This window comes from Corallococcus sp. CA041A, from assembly GCF_003612075.1.
GTDB lineage: Bacteria > Myxococcota > Myxococcia > Myxococcales > Myxococcaceae > Corallococcus > Corallococcus exiguus.
On the sequence record NZ_RAWF01000009.1, the window covers coordinates 66,779 to 83,955 of the forward strand.

At 65.5% G+C, this 17,177-nt stretch carries 30 protein-coding genes and 1 pseudogene; all 31 read right to left on the bottom strand.

Going from position 1 to position 17,177, the window contains the following annotated elements:
* Positions 1 to 73: 73 nt before the first annotated feature.
* Positions 74 to 493: a 50S ribosomal protein L17 gene (rplQ, locus tag D7V77_RS03075; RefSeq protein WP_014395887.1), complete on the bottom strand. Its 420-nt coding sequence runs from the start codon at positions 491 to 493 to the stop codon at positions 74 to 76.
* 194 nt (positions 494 to 687) lie between these two features.
* Positions 688 to 1,710, bottom strand: coding sequence for a DNA-directed RNA polymerase subunit alpha (locus tag D7V77_RS03080; RefSeq protein ID WP_120574781.1), 1,023 nt, complete (start codon positions 1,708 to 1,710; stop codon positions 688 to 690).
* A 215-nt stretch (positions 1,711 to 1,925) separates the two neighbouring features.
* On the bottom strand, positions 1,926 to 2,552 hold the full coding sequence (gene rpsD, locus D7V77_RS03085; protein ID WP_120574782.1) for a 30S ribosomal protein S4: 627 nt from the start codon (positions 2,550 to 2,552) through the stop codon (positions 1,926 to 1,928).
* Between the two features lie 69 nt (positions 2,553 to 2,621).
* Positions 2,622 to 3,062 carry a 30S ribosomal protein S11 gene (rpsK, locus tag D7V77_RS03090; protein ID WP_014395884.1) on the bottom strand — a complete coding sequence of 147 codons (441 nt, stop codon included), beginning with the start codon at positions 3,060 to 3,062 and terminating at the stop codon, positions 2,622 to 2,624.
* A 75-nt stretch (positions 3,063 to 3,137) separates the two neighbouring features.
* On the bottom strand, positions 3,138 to 3,521 hold the full coding sequence (rpsM, locus tag D7V77_RS03095) for a 30S ribosomal protein S13 (RefSeq protein WP_014395883.1): 384 nt from the start codon (positions 3,519 to 3,521) through the stop codon (positions 3,138 to 3,140).
* 56 nt (positions 3,522 to 3,577) lie between these two features.
* A complete protein-coding gene (rpmJ, locus tag D7V77_RS03100; RefSeq protein WP_002633586.1) occupies positions 3,578 to 3,694 on the bottom strand; it encodes a 50S ribosomal protein L36 in 117 nt (38 codons plus the stop codon).
* 67 nt (positions 3,695 to 3,761) lie between these two features.
* Positions 3,762 to 3,980 (bottom strand): translation initiation factor IF-1, encoded by a 219-nt coding sequence (gene infA / locus D7V77_RS03105; protein ID WP_002614803.1) that lies wholly within the window; start codon positions 3,978 to 3,980, stop codon positions 3,762 to 3,764.
* Positions 3,981 to 4,130: 150 nt separating this feature from the next.
* Positions 4,131 to 4,889 carry a type I methionyl aminopeptidase gene (gene map, locus D7V77_RS03110; protein WP_120574783.1) on the bottom strand — a complete coding sequence of 253 codons (759 nt, stop codon included), beginning with the start codon at positions 4,887 to 4,889 and terminating at the stop codon, positions 4,131 to 4,133.
* 101 nt (positions 4,890 to 4,990) lie between these two features.
* Positions 4,991 to 5,641 carry an adenylate kinase gene (locus D7V77_RS03115; RefSeq protein WP_120574784.1) on the bottom strand — a complete coding sequence of 217 codons (651 nt, stop codon included), beginning with the start codon at positions 5,639 to 5,641 and terminating at the stop codon, positions 4,991 to 4,993.
* 90 nt (positions 5,642 to 5,731) lie between these two features.
* The gene (secY, locus tag D7V77_RS03120) at positions 5,732 to 7,078 is read right to left on the bottom strand and encodes a preprotein translocase subunit SecY (protein ID WP_120574785.1); all 1,347 of its coding nucleotides are present in this window, start codon (positions 7,076 to 7,078) and stop codon (positions 5,732 to 5,734) included.
* A 134-nt stretch (positions 7,079 to 7,212) separates the two neighbouring features.
* Positions 7,213 to 7,740, bottom strand: a complete 528-nt coding sequence (gene rplO / locus D7V77_RS03125; protein WP_014395879.1) for a 50S ribosomal protein L15 — start codon at positions 7,738 to 7,740, stop codon at positions 7,213 to 7,215.
* Between the two features lie 16 nt (positions 7,741 to 7,756).
* The gene (gene rpmD / locus D7V77_RS03130) at positions 7,757 to 8,026 is read right to left on the bottom strand and encodes a 50S ribosomal protein L30 (RefSeq protein ID WP_120532358.1); all 270 of its coding nucleotides are present in this window, start codon (positions 8,024 to 8,026) and stop codon (positions 7,757 to 7,759) included.
* Between the two features lie 2 nt (positions 8,027 to 8,028).
* Positions 8,029 to 8,550, bottom strand: coding sequence for a 30S ribosomal protein S5 (gene rpsE, locus D7V77_RS03135; RefSeq protein WP_014395877.1), 522 nt, complete (start codon positions 8,548 to 8,550; stop codon positions 8,029 to 8,031).
* A gap of 22 nt (positions 8,551 to 8,572) precedes the next feature.
* Entirely contained in the window at positions 8,573 to 8,929 is a 357-nt protein-coding gene (gene rplR / locus D7V77_RS03140) for a 50S ribosomal protein L18 (protein ID WP_120567151.1), read from the bottom strand.
* Between the two features lie 108 nt (positions 8,930 to 9,037).
* The gene (rplF, locus tag D7V77_RS03145; RefSeq protein ID WP_120574786.1) at positions 9,038 to 9,604 is read right to left on the bottom strand and encodes a 50S ribosomal protein L6; all 567 of its coding nucleotides are present in this window, start codon (positions 9,602 to 9,604) and stop codon (positions 9,038 to 9,040) included.
* A 64-nt stretch (positions 9,605 to 9,668) separates the two neighbouring features.
* The gene (gene rpsH / locus D7V77_RS03150) at positions 9,669 to 10,067 is read right to left on the bottom strand and encodes a 30S ribosomal protein S8 (protein ID WP_120552131.1); all 399 of its coding nucleotides are present in this window, start codon (positions 10,065 to 10,067) and stop codon (positions 9,669 to 9,671) included.
* A gap of 167 nt (positions 10,068 to 10,234) precedes the next feature.
* On the bottom strand, positions 10,235 to 10,420 hold the full coding sequence (locus tag D7V77_RS03155; protein WP_014395873.1) for a type Z 30S ribosomal protein S14: 186 nt from the start codon (positions 10,418 to 10,420) through the stop codon (positions 10,235 to 10,237).
* 24 nt (positions 10,421 to 10,444) lie between these two features.
* Complete coding sequence (rplE, locus tag D7V77_RS03160; protein ID WP_014395872.1) at positions 10,445 to 11,098, bottom strand: 50S ribosomal protein L5; 654 nt, start codon at positions 11,096 to 11,098, stop codon at positions 10,445 to 10,447.
* Between the two features lie 176 nt (positions 11,099 to 11,274).
* The gene (rplX, locus tag D7V77_RS03165) at positions 11,275 to 11,604 is read right to left on the bottom strand and encodes a 50S ribosomal protein L24 (protein ID WP_120574787.1); all 330 of its coding nucleotides are present in this window, start codon (positions 11,602 to 11,604) and stop codon (positions 11,275 to 11,277) included.
* Between the two features lie 42 nt (positions 11,605 to 11,646).
* Positions 11,647 to 12,015 (bottom strand): 50S ribosomal protein L14, encoded by a 369-nt coding sequence (gene rplN / locus D7V77_RS03170; RefSeq protein WP_014395870.1) that lies wholly within the window; start codon positions 12,013 to 12,015, stop codon positions 11,647 to 11,649.
* A 65-nt stretch (positions 12,016 to 12,080) separates the two neighbouring features.
* On the bottom strand, positions 12,081 to 12,407 hold the full coding sequence (rpsQ, locus tag D7V77_RS03175; RefSeq protein WP_169821648.1) for a 30S ribosomal protein S17: 327 nt from the start codon (positions 12,405 to 12,407) through the stop codon (positions 12,081 to 12,083).
* An 83-nt stretch (positions 12,408 to 12,490) separates the two neighbouring features.
* The gene (gene rpmC, locus D7V77_RS03180) at positions 12,491 to 12,697 is read right to left on the bottom strand and encodes a 50S ribosomal protein L29 (RefSeq protein WP_014395868.1); all 207 of its coding nucleotides are present in this window, start codon (positions 12,695 to 12,697) and stop codon (positions 12,491 to 12,493) included.
* 74 nt (positions 12,698 to 12,771) lie between these two features.
* A complete protein-coding gene (rplP, locus tag D7V77_RS03185) occupies positions 12,772 to 13,191 on the bottom strand; it encodes a 50S ribosomal protein L16 (RefSeq protein WP_014395867.1) in 420 nt (139 codons plus the stop codon).
* Positions 13,192 to 13,255: 64 nt separating this feature from the next.
* Positions 13,256 to 13,918 carry a 30S ribosomal protein S3 gene (gene rpsC / locus D7V77_RS03190; RefSeq protein WP_120523546.1) on the bottom strand — a complete coding sequence of 221 codons (663 nt, stop codon included), beginning with the start codon at positions 13,916 to 13,918 and terminating at the stop codon, positions 13,256 to 13,258.
* 41 nt (positions 13,919 to 13,959) lie between these two features.
* Positions 13,960 to 14,304, bottom strand: a complete 345-nt coding sequence (gene rplV, locus D7V77_RS03195) for a 50S ribosomal protein L22 (RefSeq protein WP_014395865.1) — start codon at positions 14,302 to 14,304, stop codon at positions 13,960 to 13,962.
* 35 nt (positions 14,305 to 14,339) lie between these two features.
* A complete protein-coding gene (gene rpsS, locus D7V77_RS03200; RefSeq protein WP_014395864.1) occupies positions 14,340 to 14,627 on the bottom strand; it encodes a 30S ribosomal protein S19 in 288 nt (95 codons plus the stop codon).
* 13 nt (positions 14,628 to 14,640) lie between these two features.
* Positions 14,641 to 15,486, bottom strand: coding sequence for a 50S ribosomal protein L2 (gene rplB / locus D7V77_RS03205; protein WP_120574788.1), 846 nt, complete (start codon positions 15,484 to 15,486; stop codon positions 14,641 to 14,643).
* A gap of 37 nt (positions 15,487 to 15,523) precedes the next feature.
* The gene (locus tag D7V77_RS03210; protein WP_120574789.1) at positions 15,524 to 15,817 is read right to left on the bottom strand and encodes a 50S ribosomal protein L23; all 294 of its coding nucleotides are present in this window, start codon (positions 15,815 to 15,817) and stop codon (positions 15,524 to 15,526) included.
* The gene (gene rplD, locus D7V77_RS03215; RefSeq protein ID WP_120574790.1) at positions 15,814 to 16,437 is read right to left on the bottom strand and encodes a 50S ribosomal protein L4; all 624 of its coding nucleotides are present in this window, start codon (positions 16,435 to 16,437) and stop codon (positions 15,814 to 15,816) included. The genes D7V77_RS03210 and rplD overlap by 4 nt, the downstream gene beginning before the upstream one ends.
* Before the next feature lie 51 nt (positions 16,438 to 16,488).
* A complete protein-coding gene (gene rpsJ, locus D7V77_RS03220) occupies positions 16,489 to 16,797 on the bottom strand; it encodes a 30S ribosomal protein S10 (protein ID WP_120574791.1) in 309 nt (102 codons plus the stop codon).
* A 195-nt stretch (positions 16,798 to 16,992) separates the two neighbouring features.
* Positions 16,993 to 17,177: pseudogene (tuf, locus tag D7V77_RS03225) on the bottom strand (elongation factor Tu); the annotation flags it as partial.

The following is a 17,177-nucleotide window of genomic DNA, read 5'->3' on the forward strand; positions in this document are numbered from 1 at the left end:
CAGGAAGGCGCCCTCGGTGCTTCTTCAGCCCGTCCGGGCCTCACTCACGTGAGACCCGGGCACGGGGAACGGCTCAACCCTCGGACTTCGCCTCGGCGGGAGCCTCGGTCGTCTCAGCGGCGGCCGGGGCCTTCGCGGGACGGTCCACCAGCTCGATGAGGGCCATCTCCGCGGCGTCGCCCCGGCGGAAGCCCAGGCGCACGATGCGGGTGTAGCCACCCGGACGGGACGCGTAACGCTCCTTGTACTCGCTGAACACCTTCTGGAGGACCGTGCGGTCCTTCACGGTGCGGGCAGCAAGGCGCACGTTGGACAGGCCACCGCGCTTGGCGAGCGTGATGATGCGCTCGGCCAGCGGACGGACTTCCTTCGCCTTGGGAACGGTGGTGCGGATGGCCCCGTGCTCCAGCAGGGACGTGACCATGTTGTTCAGCATCGCGAGACGGTGGCTCGTGGTGCGGTGCAGCTTCCTTTGTCCGACCTTGTGGCGCATGCGCGTGCTCCGGGGTCTCTTCTTGAGAACCCCACCACTCCGGCCGTATCAGGTACCGGGTGGGAAGGACGGCCCCGACACCGGGGGCCGCCGTTGAATCGGGCCCTGTGTACCACAGGGCCCCCTGCCTTCGCGCCACCGTGAAGCCGTGTCGGTGGGATGCCAAGGCAGGTGCTTCAGGAAACAACGACGCTTCAGGCCTTGGGGGCCGCGGGAGCCGGCGCGTTCTTCGGCGGCCAGTTCTCCAGCTTCATGCCCAGGGACAGACCCATCTCCGCGAGGATCTCCTTGATCTCCTTCAGAGACTTGCGGCCGAAGTTCTTCGTCTTGAGCATCTCCGCCTCGGTGCGCTGGACCAGGTCACCGATGGACTTGATGTTCGCCTGCTGCAGGCAGTTGGCCGAACGCACCGACAGCTCCAGCTCGTCCACCGAGCGGAACAGGTTCTCGTTGAGCTTGGCCTCTTCCTTCGGCGCCTCGGCGACGACCGGCTCCTCGGTCTCGTCGAAGTTCACGAACACCGTGAGCTGCTCCTTGATGATCTTCGCCGCGTACGCCACCGCGTCCTGCGGCACCACGGAGCCGTCCGTCCAGACCTCGAGCGACAGCTTGTCGAAGTCCGTGACCTGACCGACGCGCGCGTTGGTGACCTGGTAGTTCACCTTGCGGATGGGCGAGAAGAGCGAGTCGATGGGGATGGTCCCGATGGGCGCGCCCGCCACCTTGTTCGTGGACGCCGGCACGTAGCCACGGCCGCGGCGGCACATCAACTCCATGCGCACCTTGCCACCCTCGGACACGGTGCAGATGTGGTGACCCGGGTTCAGGATTTCGACGTCCTGGTCCGCGATGAGGTCGCCCGCCTTCACTTCCTTGGGGCCTTCCACCTCGATGCGCAGCGTCTTCGTCTCGTTCGTGTGCATCCGGAGGAGGACCTCCTTCAGGTTCAACACGACGTCCGTGACGTCCTCGGCCACCTCGGGGATGGTCGTGAACTCGTGGTCCACGCCCTCAATCTTCACGGAGGTGATGGCCGCGCCCTGCAGCGACGACAACAGCACCCGCCGCAGCGAGTTGCCCAGCGTCGTCCCGAAGCCGCGCTCCAGCGGCTCCGCCACGAACTTGCCGTACGTGGGGCTCAGCGAGTCCTGGTCCACTTCCATGCGGCGCGGCTTGATGAGGTCGCGCCAGTTCTTCGCAACAAACGTGTCGGCCATGGGGACTGCTCCTCTGGTCGTGCGCCATCACCCACTTCCCCGCCAGATTGACGGGAGGACGGGCACGCGGGGGGGACTGCTAACAACCTCGCCCGGCGCGCGCAGAACGCGGCCTCCAGGCGAAACGACAGGCGACAAAGCGACAACGCCCCGGCCTTGTCGGCCAGGGCGCCCACCGCGGGAGGGGCCCACCGAAGCGGGCCCTGCATCCCTGCTTACTTCGAGTACAGTTCGACGATGAGCTGCTCCTGGATGGGCATGGTCAGGTCCTCGCGGTTCGGGACCGTCTTGACCGTGCCCTTGAACGACTTCTTGTCCAGGTCAATCCACTGGGGAACGCCACGGCGGTCCACCGTCTCCAGCGCCTCGGAGATGCGGAGCACCTTGCGGCTCTTCTCCACCACTTCCACTGCGCTGCCCGGCTTCACGGAGAACGACGGGATGTTCACCCGGCGGCCGTTGACCTGGAAGTGACCGTGACGCACCAGCTGGCGCGCCTCGTTGCGCGTGTCCGCGAAACCCATGCGGAACACCACGTTGTCCAGGCGGAGCTCCAGCTGCTGCAGCAGGTTCTCACCCGTCTTGCCCTTGGCCGCGGACGCGCGGTGGTAGTACCCGCGGAACTGGTTCTCGAGCAGGCCGTACATGCGCTTGACCTTCTGCTTCTCGCGCAGCTGCACGCCGTAGCCGGAGAACTTCACGCGGCCCTGGCCGTGCTGACCGGGGGGATAGGGGCGGCGCTCGATGGCGCACTTGTCCGTGTAGCAACGGTCGCCCTTGAGGTACATCTTCAGGTTCTCGCGCCGGCAGATACGGCAGGCGCTCGCGGTATAACGAGCCACGGAAACTCTCCTTGCAGATGGTCTGGAGCCGGGCCCGCCGCGAGGCGGGTCCCCGGCCCGAAGCGGTAATTAGACGCGGCGGCGCTTGGGCTGACGGCAGCCGTTGTGCGGGATGGGCGTCACGTCGCGGATGAGGCTGATCTTCAGGCCGGCGGCGGCCAGCGCGCGCAGCGCCGACTCACGGCCCGCGCCCGGACCCTTCACGAACACCGTCACGGTCTTCAGGCCGTGCTCCATCGCCTTCGCCGCGGCGTCGCCAGCGGCCACCTGCGCCGCGAACGGCGTGGACTTGCGGCTGCCCTTGAAGCCGCGCGCCCCGGCCGACGACCAGGAGATCACGTTCCCGGACACGTCCGTGATCGTGATGATGGTGTTGTTGAACGTGGACTGGATGTGGACCACGCCGTTGAGGATGTTCTTCTTACCCTTGCGCTTGCTCTTCTTCGCCGCAGGGGTCTCGCCACCCTCGGCACCGGCCGGCGCGGCGGCGGTATTGATCTCGTCAGCCATGTGAATCGCTGCTCCTGGGAGTAGGTGATCAACGCCCGCGCCTCACACGAAGCGAGGCAGCGGGCGCCAGAGGGTTTAGCGGGCCGGAGCGGCCGGCTTCGCGCGAACGATGCCGCGCTTGGGACCCTTGCGGGTGCGCGCGTTGGTGTGGGTGCGCTGGCCGCGGACCGGAAGACCCTTGCGGTGACGCAGACCCCGGTAGCAACCCAGGTCCATCAGCCGCTTGATGTTCATGGTCACCTCGCGCCGGAGGTCACCCTCGACCTTGTAGTTGGCCTCGATGATCTCGCGGATCTTTCGAGCCTGGTCCTCGGTGAGGTCCTTGGTCCGGGTGGTGAGATCGATGCCCGCCGCCTCGATGATGTCGTGCGCGGTCTTGTTACCGATCCCGTAGATGTACTGAAGCGAGATCACCGCACGCTTGTTGGGCGGCAGATCGATGCCGGCGATACGAGCCATCTTCGGTCTTCCTTGTTGTGGAGTTGGTCTGAGGCTGAAGAGTCCCTGGGGACTCTCTAGCCCTGGCGCTGCTTGTGCCGGGGGTTGGAAGCGCAGATGACGCGCACGATGCCCTTACGGCGAACAACCTTGCACTTGTCGCAGATCTTCTTGACGGACGCCCGAACCTTCATGGAGCGAACTTCCTTCCTTCAGCGGAGAAAAGCACAACAGCCGGTCCGCACAGGCGGCCGGCGCGAATTACTTGGCCCGGTACGTGATCCGTCCACGGGTCAGGTCATACGGCGACAACTCGACCTTCACCTTGTCGCCCGGAAGGATACGGATGAAGTGCATCCGCATCTTACCCGAGATGTGCGCGAGCACCTTGTGGCCGTTGTCCAGCACCACGCGGAACATCGCGTTCGGTAGGGGCTCCATAACGGTCCCCTCGACTTCGATGGAATCATCCTTCGGCAAGCGTCAACCTTCTTCCCGGACCACGAACCTTCTGGAAGCGCGGCGGGATAACACTTTGGTCCGTAAGTAGCAAGCGCCGCGCGATCTGAAATCTGGACCTCTATCAACACCTTCTGACATCACCCTATTTCACCCTGTGGCCGGGGGCCCTCATCGACGCCGGGTCAGCACTTCCGGCCCCCGCTCTGAGATCAGGATGGTGTGCTCGAAGTGGGCGGACAACTTGCCGTCCACAGTGACGGCCGTCCACTCGTCCTCCAGGACCTCCACGTCGGGCGTCCCCTGGTTCACCATTGGTTCCACAGCCAGGACCATGCCTGGCCGCAGCTTCATCCCTGACCCCGCCTGCCCGTAGTTGGGCACCTGCGGCGGCTCGTGCAGCTTCCGGCCAATCCCGTGCCCCGTGAAGTCCCGGACCACGGAGAACCCCCGCGCCTCCACGTGGTTCTGCACCGCGTGACCAATGTCGCCAATCCGGTTGCCCGGCTGCATCGCCTGGATGGCCTTCTCCAGGGACTGCCGGGTAACGTCCACCAGGGCCTGGGCCTCTGGCGTCACCTTCCCTACCGGCACCGTCCGCGCGGAGTCCCCGAAGAAGCCGCGGTAGACCACCCCGAAGTCCAGCTTCATCAGGTCCCCCGCCACCAACCGCCGCTTCCGGTTGGGGATGCCATGGACGACCTCCTGGTTCACGGAGGCGCAGAGGACACCCGGAAAGCCGTGGTAGCCCTTGAACGCCGACCGGGCGCCCTTCTTGGCGATGAGCTGCTCCGCCAGGGCGTCCAAATCCCAGGTGGAGACACCGGGGGCCACTGCCTTCTCCAGTTCGTCCAGGATCTCACAGACGATCCGCCCCGCTTCCCGCATCAGGGCAATCTCATCCGGGCTCTTGATCTCCACCGGGTTCATGCGCCCCTTTCCCTACCAGCCCGCTGCTCTGTCGGGAACCCATGAACGGTGGGGCGGCAGTCCAGACCGGCCCTGCCCTCGCCTCACTGGCTGCCCCAGGCTCAGGCAGGACGGCCAGCGGCCTTCTTGATCTCCTCGTAGATGCCCTCCGGAGACCCGACGCCGTCCACGCTCTTGAGCAGCCCCTTCTTCGCGTAGAAGTTCTTCAGAGGGGACGTCTCGGCGTCGTACTTCTGCAGGCGCTTCTCGATGACCTCCGGCGTGTCATCCGGACGCTGCACGAGCTCCGTGCTGCACTTGTCGCACAGGCCCGCGCGCTTCGGCGGGCTCTGGGTGACGTGGAAGACGGACCCGTCATTGGGGCACACGCGCCGGCCGGAGCCACGCTCGACCAGCGTCGAGTGAGGGACCTCGAGCGACACGACCGCGTTCAGCTGCTTGCCCAACCGCTCCAGCATCCGGTCCAGCGCGTCCGCCTGTCCCGGGGTGCGGGGAAAGCCGTCAAGCACGAAGCCCTGGGCTACGTCCGGCTCCTTCAGCCGCTCCTCCACGATGCCGATGACGACGTCGTCCGGGACGTACTGCCCCGCGGCCATCAGCGGCCCGGCCACCTTGCCCAGCGGCGTGCCATCCTTCACGGCCTTGCGCAGGATGTCGCCGGTGGAGATCTGCGGGATCTGGAAGTCCGCGTAGAGCTTCTTCGCCTGGGTTCCCTTCCCGGCGTTCGGCGGCCCCAAGAGGATGAGGTTCATGTCGCTCCTTTGTACCTACGTCCACCCTTGAACGACGAGGCGCCCCTCCCCACCATTGGGGAGAGGCGCCCGGAACACAACCGACCGCTGTCAGGCCGCCACGCGAACCCGGCCGCGGATGCGCGGACCGCGCGGACCCGCGAAGCCTTCGTAGTTGCGGCTGATGAGGTGGCCCTCAATCTGCTGCACCGTGTCCAGCGCCACGCCCACCACGATGAGGAGCGCCGTGCCGCCGAAGGTGAACTGCACCCCGAGCACGCTGCTGATGACGGACGGAATCACGCAGATGATGGCCAGGTAGATGGCGCCACCGAACGTGAGGCGGTTGAGCGTGCGCTCAATGAACTCCGCCGTCTGACGGCCCGGGCGGATGCCGGGGATGTAGCCACCCTGCTTCTTGATGTTGTCCGCCACGTCATCCGGCCGGAAGGTGAGCGCCGTGTAGAAGTAGGAGAAGAACACCACCAGCAGCACGAACAGGCCGTTGTAGACCCAGAGGTTGCCCTCGATGCTGCGCTGGAAGCCCTGCAGGAAGGGGAACCACGCGCCCAGCGTCGCCGGGAAGGACAGCACCGCGCCGGCGAAGATGGGGGGAATCACGCCCGAGGCGTTCACCTTCATGGGGAAGTACGTGGCCTGGCCCGCGAACATGCGACGGCCCGCCATGCGCTTGGCGTACTGGATGGGCACCCGACGCATGCCCCGCTCCACATAGACCACCACGCCGATGATGAGGAGCATGAAGAAGAGCAGGCCCAGCACCGCGGCCACGTTCACCACTTCCTGCGACGTCAGGTCCAGCAGCGTCTTCGCGCCGGGCAGCACGCGCGCCACGATGCCCGCGAAGATGATGAGCGAGATGCCGTTGCCGATGCCGCGCTCGGTGATGCGCTCGCCCAGCCACATGATGAAGGCCGTGCCCGCCGTGAGGCTGACCACCGTCATGAAGGTGAACCAGAGGTTGTCGTTGGGTACCACCACCTGGTTGAAGCCGCCCTGCCCCGCGTCGGAGCGGCCCAGCGAGGCCAGCCACCGCGAGATGCCCACGCCCTGCACGATGGACAGCGCGATGGTTCCGTAGCGCGTGTACTGGTTGATCTTCTGGCGGCCCGCGGCGCCTTCCTTCTGCAGGCGCTCCAGGCTGGGCACCACCACCGCCAAGAGCTGGATGATGATGGAGGCGCTCACGTACGGCATGATGCCCAGGCCGAAGATGGACATCTGCTCCAGCGCGCCGCCGGAGAAGAGGTTGAACAGCGACACGAGGCCGCCCGATTGTTTCTGGGCGTCCATGAACGCGTTCATCGCAGAGCGGTCCACGCCCGGCGTGTTGATGAAGATGCCGATGCGGTAGACGGACAGCAGCACGAGCGTGTACGCAAGCCGGCTGCGCAGCTCCGCGATGCGGAAGACGTTGGCGAAGGCGTTCAGGGCCACGGTAATGCCATCCTCTTCAAGAGGTTCTGCCAGCAACAACAAACGCCCCTCTCCGGTTCCGGAAAGGGGCGCGGAAGCCTACACAAGGCTGGGGGCGCGCACCACATCACTGTGATGCGCGCCGCCGGTCACGCCTACGCCCGGGGCTGGCGAGGAGCCTTGACGCCCTTGCCAGCGTGGGCCTTGGCGGCCGACTCCGGCTTGTGCGCCACCAGGGGAAGCTCCTCCACGGAGCCGCCCGCCTTCTCGATGTTCTCGCGAGCCGCCGCGGACACCTTGTTCACCTTGACGGTGAGCTTCTTGGCGAGCTCGCCGTGGGCCAGGACCTTCACGCCATCATAACGGCCCTTGACCAGGCCCGCCTGCTTCAGCGCGGCCTCGTCCACCGTGGCGCCAGCGTCGAACGTGTGCTCCAGGTCGCCCAGGTTCACCACCGCGTAGGTGGTGCGGTTGGGCGGGTTGAAGCCGAACTTCGGCAGGCGGCGCTGCAGCGGGCTCTGGCCGCCTTCGAAGCCCTCGAACCGCATGTTGCCGGAGCGGGCCTTCTGGCCCTTGCCGCCGCGGCCGGCCGTCTTGCCCAGGCCGCTACCCTGGCCACGGCCCACGCGCTTCTTGCGGTGCCAGGAGCCCTCAGGGCGCTTCAGATTGGTCAGGATGCTCATGTTGGATCCTCAGTTCTCAGGCCTTGGCCTTGGCGGCCAGGCGCTCCAGGGCGCGGTCCCGGGCGACAATCTTCCGGGGCTTGCGGCGCTTGGGCGCCGGGGCCTCCTGGCTGACCGTCTCCAGGGAGACCAGGTGCTTTACCTTGAACACCATGCCGCGCACCGCCGGGGTGTCCTTCAACAGCCGCTCGTCGCCGAACTTCTTCAGACCGAGGCCCTTGATGGTGGCCAGCATGTCCTCGGAAGACCCCGAGAAGCTCTTCGTCAGCTTAACCTTGAGCGCCATGACTAGCCCCTCGCCTCGCCCGCGAGCTTCTGGGTCTCGACGTCCTTGCCACGCAGCCGCGCGACCTGCTCGGCGCTGCGCAGCAGCTTCAGGCCCGCCACCGTGGCCTTCAGCACGTTGTGCGGATTCCGCGAACCCTGGCTCTTGGTCAGGATGTTGCGGATGCCCGCCGCCTCCAGCACCGCGCGCACCGCACCACCGGCGATGACGCCCGTACCTTCGGAGGCCGGCTTCAGGAGCACCCAGCCGGCACCAAAGTGCCCCAGGATCTCGTGCGGGATGGTGTGGCCCATGCGGGGAACGCGGAACAGGTTCTTCTTCGCGTTCTCGCCACCCTTGCGGATGGCCTCGGGGACTTCGTTGGCCTTGCCCAGGCCCACGCCCACGTGCCCGTTGCCATCGCCCACCACGACAAGCGCGGCGAACGAGAACCGGCGGCCACCCTTCACCACCTTGGCCACGCGGTTGATGTTCACCACGCGGTCGGTCAGGTCCAGATCGTTCGGATTGATCGGAGTTGCCACTTGAGGAATTCCTTTCTGGTACCTAGAACTTCAGGCCGGCCTCGCGCGCGGCGTCAGCCACGGCGGCGATGCGCCCATGGTAAGGGAAGCCGTTGCGGTCGAACACCACCGCATCGACGTTGGCGGCCTTGCACTTCTCCGCGATGAGGGAGCCCACGCGCTTCGCGTCGGCCTTCTTGTCGCCCTCGTCCTTGCCCTTCAACTCCTTGGACAGGGACGACGCGAACGCCAGCGTGCGGCCGGTGGAGTCGTCCACCACCTGCGCGTAGATGTGCTTGAGGCTCTTGTAGACCGACAGCCGCGGACGCTCCGTGGTTCCGGAGAGCTTCTTGCGGATGCGGTTCTTCCTCTTGAGGCGCTGCTCGACAGTCTTGGACATGGCTGCTTCCTTTTCCGTCCGGCGGCGATGCGGCCTTCCGCCGCCGGATGATTCCGCCAGACCTCAAGGCCCGACGGGGTTGAATGCTCGGCGAAGACGCGGCGACGACTAGGTCGTACCGGTCTTGCCCTCCTTGCGACGGATGCGCTCCTCGGCGTACTTGATGCCCTTGCCCTTATAGGGCTCCGGCGGACGCAGCGAGCGGATGTTCACCGCCGTGGCGCCCAGGGCTTCCTTGTCCGCCGAGCGGAGCGTCAGCCCCACCGTGGGAAGGCTGTCCTCGGTGCGGGAGGTCTTGTCGACTTCCGCCGTCACACCCTCCGGCAGGTTGAACACCACCGGGTGGGAGTAACCGAGCGAGAAGTGAATGGCCTTGCCCTTCACTTCCGCGCGGAAACCGACGCCACGGATGTCCAGACGCCTCTCGAAGCCTGCGGACACGCCCTTCGCCGCGTTGGCGAGGATGGTCCGCGTCAGGCCGTGCAGGCTGCGGGCCTCACGCGAGTCATCCTCGCGCTGCACCGTCACCTGGCCGTCCTTGACCTCCACCTTCACCTTGGCGGGGAGCTTGACGGACAGCTTGCCCTTGGGGCCTTCGAAGTTGACCTGCTGGTTGGCGACATTGACCTTCGTCTTGTCACCAAGCTTGATCGCCAGTTTTCCAATCCGACTCATGATTGCCTCGTGCTGTCGTCGCCCGGGGCGCGCTCCTCGCGGGGCGCTTCACCCAGGCTCCTGGCTAGTAGACCGTGCAGAGCAGCTCGCCGCCGACCTTCTGCTTCCGGGCCTCGGTGTCCACCAGGATGCCGCGCGAGGTGGAGAGGATGGAGATGCCCATGCCGCCGAGCACCGGCTGGATGTCGCGCACCGCGACGTAACGACGCAGGCCGGGCTTCGACACGCGGCGAATGCCGGTGATGGCCGGGCTGCGGTCCGGGCCGTACTTCAGCTGGACGGTGATCTCGTTCTGGGGCGCGACCTCGTGGATGGCGAAATCCCCGATGTAGCCCTCGTCCTTGAGGACCTTGACGATCTCCACCTTGAGCTTCGAGTGGGGGATGACGACCTTGTCGTGCCGCGCACGCGAGGCGTTGCGCAGGCGGGTCAGCATGTCGCCGACGGGATCATTGACCGGCATGAAGCACCTTCAAGCAAAGCAGCGGTCCCCATGGGACACACCGCGTTCGCGGCCACCGCGCCTGCCGGGCCCATCCCGGGGGTTCGCGACGACCGCTACTTCTTTCTACTTCAACCGGGTACCGCCCTGCCCTCTTCAGGACAGGGACGGGGCTCCGGGTCCAACGCCTACCAGGACGACTTGGTGACGCCGGTAATCTCACCACGCAGGGCGCGGTGACGCAGGCAGATACGGCACATCTTGAACTTGCGCAGGAAGGCGCGAGGACGACCGCAGAGACCGCAGCGGTTGTACTGACGCACGGGGAACTTCAGCTTGCGCTTTGCCTGGGCAATCTTGGAGAGCTTGGCCATGATCGATGGGAGTCCTGGGCTCGGTTACTGACGGAACGGCATGCCGAAGTGACGCATCAGCGCGAGGCCCTGCTCGTCGTTCCGGGCGGTGGTGACGAAGCTGATGTTGAGCCCCTTCACCTTTTCGATCTGATCGTAGTTGATTTCCGGGAAGATGATCTGCTCACGCACGCCGAGCGTGTAGTTGCCCTTCCCGTCAAAGGCCTTGGGGGACACGCCCTTGAAGTCACGCACGCGAGGCAGCGCGACGGTGATGAGGCGGTCCATGAACTCGAACATGCGGTCGCCGCGCAGCGTGACAGCGGCACCGATGGCCTGGCCCTGGCGCAGCTTGAAGTTCGCGATGGACTTGCGCGCGCGAGTCACGACCGGCTTCTGACCGGTGATGGCAGCCAGCTGGTCCACCGCCGACTCCAGGATCTTGTTGTTGGCGAGCGCCTCGCCCAGACCCATGTTGACGACGATCTTCTCCAGCCGCGGCACTTCCATGGGGTTTCCGAGCCCCAGTTCCTTCATCAGCGCAGGAACGCCTTCCGCGCGGAAGCGGTCCTTGAGGCGCGCCGAGCGGGCCTTCAGGCCCTCCTCGATGTTCGCGGCGAAGCCAACCTTCTTGGCTTCTTCTTTGCCGCGCTTCTTGCTCTTCTTTTCCTTCGAGTCGGCCTTCTTCTCGTCAGCCATCTTTCATTCCCCTGCTTCGGGGCGCCGTCATGGACCCAGCGCGTCCGATCAGTCCTGCGTCTAGAACGTGGAAACACCCGGAGAACTCAACCATTTCAGCTCTCTGGACGTGCACGCCCGCTTGCCCCACCACGGGGTGGGGCAAGGGGCGCGCATACATGCCCGAACACCGACCCCTAGTCAATCAGGGCGTCACACTGCTTGCAGAACCGCTTGGAGGTCTCCCCCTCCTTGCGGATGCCGACGCGGGTCGGCTTGTCACACTTGGCGCAGACCACCTGGACGTTCGAGAGCGCGATGGTGCCCGGCTTCTCGATGATGCCGCCCTCGGGGCTCTGCGGCGTCTTGCGCATGTGGCGCTTGACCAGGCGCAGGCCCTCGACCGTCACGCGGCCCGCCTCCCGGTCAACCTTCAGCACCTTGCCGCGCTTGGTCGCCGGCGTCTTCTCCGAGCGCTCAGACCCGGAGATGACCTGGATGGTGTCACCGACTTTCAGCTTCTGCATGGCTTCCTCACTCTGGCTGTTCGCCGTCAGGCCTGCGTCCTCTTAGAGGACCTCGGGCGCCAGCGAGATGATCTTCATGAACTTGCGGGCACGCAGCTCACGGGCGACCGGCCCAAAGATGCGCGTCCCGATGGGCTCCAGGTCCTTGTTGATGAGGACCGCCGAGTTGCCGTCGAACTTGATGTAGCTGCCATCCGCACGACCCACCTCGCGACGGGTGCGGACGATGACGGCCTTGGCCACGTCACCCTTCTTCACCTTGGAGTTGGGCAGGGCCTCGCGGATCGACACGACGATGACGTCGCCGATGGAGGCGTACTTGCGCTTGGAGCCGCCGAGAACCTTGATGCAAAACACCTTCTTGGCGCCCGAGTTGTCGGCCACATCGAGCACACTCTGCATCTGAATCATGTGAAGTCTCCTCTTGCTCGAACCCGTCCACGCGCTTCATGGCGCACGGACGCGGTGTGACCTACCTAGACGTTCTTGCTCTTCTCCAACACCTCGACCACGCGCCAACGCTTGTCCTTCGAAGCGGGCTTGGTCTCGGCGATGCGCACCCGGTCACCCTCGTTGATGGTGACCTTCTTCGGGTAGTCGTGATCCTCGACGTGCGCCTTGTACTTCTCGCGCAGGCTCATGATCTTCCCGTACTTCGGGTGGGGAGCACGACGCTGGACGGTGACGACCACCGTCTTCTGCATCTTGTTGGAGGTGACGATGCCCACGCGGGTCTTGGGACGACCCCGGGTGGAGGTCTCGGCAGCGGGCGTTTCGGTCGCTTCAGCCATGTTGGTTCTCACTGTCTGTCATGCACCCGGACCCTCTGCCCGGATGGCCACGGACACCCGGGTGAGCCCGGATGCCCGCGGATGCACTGCTACTACTACCCCGCCTTCGCGGCCCGGGCCTTTTCGCCCAGGACGGTGAGGATGCGGGCCAGATCACGGCGGTGCTGCACGCCCTCAGCGGGGCTGTCCAGCGAGCCGGTCCGACGCTTGAGCCGATCCTGGACCAGCGTATCGCGCAGTTCCTTCGCGCGGTTCTGCAGGTCGTCCGTCGACAGTTCCTTCAGTTCCTTCGCAGTCGCCATCTTGGTCTCCTCGGCGCGGGATGCGGGCGCCCTCCCCTGTCACCAGGTGGAGCGCCCGTCCCGGCGGTGCGTGACTACAGCGAGAGCTCGCTGCGGCGCACGATCTTGGTGAGCACCGGCAGCTTCGCCTGCGCCAGCTTCAGCGCACCGGTGGCGATCTCCTGCGTCATGCCCTCCATCTCATAGAGCACGCGTCCCGGCTTGACGACCGCGACGTAGTACTCCACGCCGCCCTTACCGGTACCCATACGGGTTTCGGCGGGCTTCTTCGTGATGGGCTTGTCCGGGAAGATCCGGATCCAGATCTTGCCGCCGCGCTTCACGTGGCGGGTCATCGCGATACGGGCCGCCTCGATCTGGCGCGAGGTGATCCAGCCCGGCTGGAGGCTCACCAGGCCGAACTCACCGTAGGTGAGGTCGCTGCCGCGGTGGGCCGAGCCGAACATGCGGCCCTTCTGCATCTTGCGGTATTTGGTTCGAGCAGGCTGAAGCATGGTCGATGTCCTTCGTGCCTTCCGTGCAGGGCGGGCTTCTTAGGGCCCGCCCCACAGGGGCGTCTTACCGGTTGGTGGGCATGGGGGCCTGGCCACCCTTGCCGGGGAGGACCTCGCCCTTGCAGATCCAGACCTTGCAGCCAATCTTGCCGTAGGTCGTCTTGGCCTCGGCGAAGCCGAAGTCGATGTCCGCGCGGAGGGTGTGCAGGGGCACGCGGCCCTCGCGGTACCACTCGTAGCGGGCCATCTCGGCACCACCCAGGCGGCCCGAGCAGGCCACGCGGATGCCCTTGGCCCCGAACTTCATCGCGGTCTGCAGCGCCTTCTTCATGGCGCGGCGGAAGGCGATACGGCGCTCGAGCTGCGTGGCGATGTTCTCCGCCACGAGCTGCGCGTCGGTCTCGGCCTTGCGGACCTCGACGATGTTCAGGAAGACCTCGTTCTTGGTGAACTGCTGGAGGTCCTTCTTGACGGTCTCGATGCCAGCGCCACGCTTGCCGATGACGATGCCCGGACGCGCGGTGTGGACGTTGACCTTCACCTTGTTGGCGGCGCGCTCAATCTCCACCTTCGACACGCCCGCGTGGTTCAGCGACTTCTTGACGAACTCGCGGATGCGGATGTCTTCGTGGAGCCACTGAGCGTAGTTCTTGTGCTCAAACCACTTGGAGTCCCAGGTCTTGATGACGCCGAGCCGGAACCCAATCGGATGTACTTTCTGTCCCAAACTGAATCTCCTTGGTGCGTCCGGGCAGGGCCCGACGGGTCCTACTTCTTGGCCTCGGCCAGCACGACGTGGACGTGGGCAGACTTCTTCTGAATGGGCGTCGCGCGCCCCATGGCGCGCGGCATGAACCGGCGCTGGGTGGCGGCCTGATCCACGGAGATGGTCTTGACGTAGAGGGTATCCACGTCGACCTGGCCCTTGGACAGGTCCGTCGCGTTGGCGACGGCGCTCTTGATGAGCTTCTCCACCGGCCGCGCAGCAGCGCGCGGGGTGAACTTCAGGATGTTCAGGGCAGCCTCGACAGGCTTGCCCCGGATGAGCGCCGCGACGAGGGACAGCTTGCGCGGGCTCATGCGCAGGTGACGCAGATGTGCAGTCGACTCCATGGTCATCTCCTCAGGCTCTCAGGCGTAGGTACGGGCTACTTGCCCGGGGCCTTGGCGACCTTCTTCTCCGCCGAGTGCCCGCCGAAGGTGCGCGTAGGAGCGAACTCGCCGAGCTTGTGGCCCACCATGTTCTCCGTCACGAACACCGGAATGAACTTCTTGCCGTTGTGCACGGCGAAGGTGTGACCCACGAACTCAGGGAGAATCGTGGAGCGCCGGGACCAGGTCTTGACGACCGCCTTCTTGTTCGCCGCAATCATCCCCTCGATCTTCTTGAGGAGGTGATCGTCGACGAACGGACCCTTCTTGATCGAACGAGCCATGTTTCAAATCCTCTTACTGGCTGCGCGCGCCCTGGCGGCGGCCGCTCACGATGAACTTGTCGGTGCGCTTGTTGGTGCGCGTGGTGAGGCCCTTGGTCTTCTTGCCCCACGGAGACACCGGGTGCGGATTACCCTGGCCGGACTTACCCTCACCACCACCGTGCGGGTGGTCGACAGGGTTCATGGCCAAACCGCGGACGGTGGGCCGAATGCCCAGCCAGCGGCTCTTACCCGCCTTACCGATGCGAATGATTTCGTGCTCGATGTTGCCCACCTGGCCGACGGTGGCACGGCACTCGATGAGCACCTTGCGCACAGCACCGGAAGGCATGCGGACCTGAGCGTAACGGTCTTCCTTGGCCATCAACTGGCCGGAGGTGCCCGCGGAACGGATGACCTGGGCGCCACGGCCCGGCTTCAGCTCCACGTTGTGGATGACCGTACCCACCGGGATGTTCTGCAGCGGCAGGCTGTTGCCCGGCCGGATGTCGGCGGTGGAACCGGCGAACACGGTGTCGCCCACGGCCAAGCCCACGGGGGCCAGGATGTAGCGCTTGTCGCCGTCCGCGTAGTGCAGGAGGGCGATGTTGGCCGTGCGATTCGGGTCGTACTCGACCGCGACCACCTTGGCCGGCACGCCGTCCTTGTCACGACGCTTGAAGTCGATGGTGCGGTAGCGACGCTTGTGACCGCCACCCTGGTGACGACGGGTGATGTGGCCGTGAACGTTGCGGCCACCCGAACGCTTGAGAGGCTCGGTGAGGGCCTTCTCCGGCGAGTCCTTGGTGATGTCCGCGAAGTCGGACACCGTCATCAGACGGCGGGCGGCGCTTGTCGGCTTGTACTTCTTGATGCCCATGGTGTGTTCCTCTCAGGCGGATCTGTCGCCAGTGGCGTCAGACCGCTCCCCCTTCGAAGAGTTCGATCTTGTCACCTTCCTTGAGGGTGACGACCGCCTTCTTGAAGTTGGGGCGCTGGCCGATGCTCTTGCCCACCCGCTTCGTCTTGCCACGCACGATGTTGGTGCGAACAGCCTCCACCGTGACCTTGAACAGGGACTGGACCGCGCGGGACACGTCGTGCTTCGTGGCCTTGCGGTCCACGATGAACGAGTACTGGCGGAACTTCTCACGGGCCTTGTCCAGCTTCTCCGTGATGAGCGGGCCCTTGATGACGTCGTTCAGATTCATGACAGGGACCCCTCAAGCGCCTTCGCGGCGGCGGAAGTCAGGACGACGTGCGAGTGCTTGAGCACGGACTCGAGGTTGAGACCCTCGGGCGGCAGCACGTCGAACTTCGCCAGGTTGCGCACGCTGCGGTGCAGGTTCGTGTTGCCGCGCTCGTCGATGATCAGCGCGTTCTGGAGCTTCAGGCGGCGGGTGAGCACCTCGAAGGCCTGCTTCGACTTCGGGGCGTCCAGCTTGAAGCCGTCCAGGATGATGAGCTGCTTCTCCCGGGCGCGCAGGGACAGCACGGCGCGCAGGGCACCGCGGCGGACCTTGCGGGGAGGCCGATAGAAGTAGTCACGGGCCTTGGGAGCCATCGCCTTGCCGCCGCCCACCCAGTGGGAAGCGCGGATGGAACCCTGGCGAGCACGGCCGGTGCCCTTCTGCTTCCAGGGCTTCTTGCCGCCGCCGCTGACGAGCGAGGTGTTCTTCACCCCGACCGTGCCGCGGCGCCGGTTGATCTGCTGCATCTTCGCCACCTCATAGAACAGGTGGGTGTTCGGCTCGGCGCCGAAGATCTCGTCGGAGAGCTCGATCTCCGACACCTTCTTCAAATCCAGGTCGACTACGTCAAACTTCGCCATGGCACTTTCCTCGGGGGTCAGAGTGAAACCACTCCGACGCCATCCCGCTTCCTAGGACTTGATCTCGACGTCAACGCCGGCAGACAGATCCAGCTTCATCAGCGCGTCCAGCGTCTGCTGGGTCGGCTCGAGGATATCGAGCAGGCGCTTGTGCGTGCGGATCTCAAACTGCTCGCGGCTCTTCTTGTCCACGTGCGGCGAACGCAACGCGGTGAACTTGTTGATGCGCGTCGGCAGGGGGATCGGACCGGCCACCTTGGCGCCCGTGCGCTTGGCCGTCTCGACGATCTCCCCAGCACTCTGGTCCAGGAGCTTCGAGTCGTACGCCTTCAGCCGGATGCGGATCTTCTGTGTCGCCATTCGCAAGAACCTCTTTGAACGACCTCTGGGAACCGTGAGGCGGTACGCCCGTCAACGCCTGGATTTCAGAGAACCGTTTCTTCGGAACGAAGGGGCGCGGTGTGTACCACCACACCCCATGGGTTGCAACTGGATTTCCACCGGCTCCCCGGAACCGCCCACAAGGGGCCTTCCGGAGAGCTGGTGGGCTGAATACTACGCGATGATTTCCGCCACAACGCCCGCGCCCACCGTGCGGCCGCCTTCACGAACAGCGAACCGGAGCTCCTTCTCCATCGCGACCGGGGTGATGAGCTCCACCTCGATGGCGATGTTGTCGCCCGGCATGACCATCTCGACGTTGTCCGGCAGCTTCACCGTGCCCGTCACGTCCGTGGTGC